Raw genomic sequence first — 1,891 nt, 5'->3', positions numbered from 1 at the left:
ATTTGAACCAGTGCTCGCTGAGTATTTCCACGAACTATGGAATCATCGACCACGATGATTCTCTTACCCTTGATTACTTCCTTTATGGGATTCAGCTTCAGCCTGATACCAAGCTGACGAATGGTTTGGCGTGGCTGAATAAAGGTACGACCTACGTAAGCGTTCTTAACCAGTCCGTGTCCGAAGGGAATACCGGACTCTTGGCTGTATCCAATGGCTGCAGGGGTACCTGAATCAGGGGTTGGAATGACCAGGTCTGCCTCAACTGGGTACTCACGGGCTAGCGCCTTACCCATATCAACTCTTGCGTCATAGACCACGCGGCCATTAATGGTGGTATCTGGCCTTGCCAGATACACGTATTCAAAGACACAGCCCGCTCTTTTTGGCTTCGCAAACATTGTCGAGCGAAGACCGTTTTCGTCGATCACGATTAGTTCACCGGGTTCAACCTCGCGAACGAAGGATGCTCCAACAATGTCTAGCGCTGCTGACTCGGAGGCCACAACCCATCCGCTTTGCAGTCTTCCAAGAACAAGTGGTCTAACGCCCTGAGGGTCACGCGCTGCGTAAAGAGTTTGCTCATCCATGAACACCAAACAAAAAGCTCCCTTGACCTGGGGCAGCAATTCCATTGCTGTCCCCTCAAGAGAGTTGTCGGGGTTTCCTGCAAGAAGTGCGGTTAGCACCGCGGTGTCCGTTGTGTTACCGCCGGTGATTTCGTTCTCGGACTGATCGGGGTAGCGGCTCTTGAGCATCTCGAGAAGTTCGGCGGTGTTGGTGAGGTTGCCGTTATGACCTAGGGCCACTGTTCCAGACGCAGTTCTACCAAGAGTTGGTTGTGCATTTCGCCAGCTGGATGATCCGGTTGTTGAGTAGCGAGTGTGTCCGATGGCAACGTGGCCAACCAGGGATTCAAGAGCTGATTCGGAAAATACTTGAGAGACAAGACCCATGTCTTTATAGACGACTAGTTTTTTGCCATTGGAGGTGGCGATACCGGCTGATTCTTGTCCGCGGTGCTGGAGGGCATAGAGTCCGAAGTAAGTGAGCTTTGCTACTTCTTCTCCCGGGGCCCAGACTCCAAATACGCCGCACTGATCTTGTGGACCTTTTTCTCCTGGAAGAAGGTCGTGGTTGAGTCTTCCGTCCCCGCGCATCACTCTACGATTTTAGTGGCCTGAAGCTTTCTGCCACGCCTTCTAAAAATCAAGTCAAATAACAGTGCGAGTAAAATTCCAATTCCGCCGCCGATAATGCCGCCGCCAACAACAAGTAATCCAACGATCTCTGGTGATGCAAGACCCCAGACCAAAGCGATGAAAATTCCGAGCAGGAAACCGGTTAGAGAAAATTGCAGATACTTGGGAGCACGCCTGATGCTGACCTCTTCCGAGGACACAACGGGTTTTGGGCTCATGGTTTAAATATAGGGAACAATCCAGCCAGATCTGACCGATTCCCCGAGGCCGACAGCTTGGCCTTTGAAGTCAGTTCTTCGAAGGTCGTTCGCCCAAGAGCCAGCTCGACGAAGCTTTCTGGATCCATCTCAACCACGTTGGCCGGGGTACCTCTTTTATGGTTTGGGCCCTCAACGCACTGCACCGCCCCAAGGGGAGGTACGCGAACCTCGACCGAGTTTCCCGGATGATTGCTCCCCAATTCTTCTAACAAGAATCTAACTGCTGTTGCCAACTGCTCATCGCTTGCCAAACCTTCAAGGTAAGCCTGAATGGCGAGCTCCCCATCTGACTTAGCTATCTTTCGGCGCATCACAGCCCCCAGCCTACAAACTTCACCGCATTCTCAAGCTAACTAAACTTGAGGGAATGAAGATCTTGGTTTTAGGGCAAGGTGCCAGAGAGCACGCAATAGTCAAAGCCCTGCTTAG

Annotated in this window: 3 protein-coding genes; all 3 read right to left on the bottom strand. The window is 51.8% G+C overall.

Annotated features, from left to right (window positions below; translation table 11 throughout):
- Window positions 1-1,160: amidophosphoribosyltransferase (gene purF / locus WAO31_RS07180; RefSeq protein ID WP_509591934.1), on the bottom strand; the 1,160-nt coding region annotated here is incomplete at its 3' end.
- The gene (locus WAO31_RS07175; RefSeq protein WP_509591932.1) at window positions 1,160-1,420 is read right to left on the bottom strand and encodes a hypothetical protein; all 261 of its coding nucleotides are present in this window, start codon (window positions 1,418-1,420) and stop codon (window positions 1,160-1,162) included. The genes WAO31_RS07175 and purF, both read right to left, overlap by 1 nt.
- Window positions 1,417-1,773 (bottom strand): sterol carrier family protein, encoded by a 357-nt coding sequence (locus WAO31_RS07170; RefSeq protein ID WP_509591936.1) that lies wholly within the window; start codon window positions 1,771-1,773, stop codon window positions 1,417-1,419. The genes WAO31_RS07175 and WAO31_RS07170 overlap by 4 nt, the downstream gene beginning before the upstream one ends.
- Window positions 1,774-1,891: the final 118 nt, after the last annotated feature.

Origin of the sequence: Rhodoluna sp. (assembly GCF_049276775.1) — a bacterium.
Taxonomy (GTDB): Bacteria; Actinomycetota; Actinomycetes; order Actinomycetales; family Microbacteriaceae; genus Rhodoluna.
This window is presented reverse-complemented; position numbering and strand designations above follow the sequence as displayed.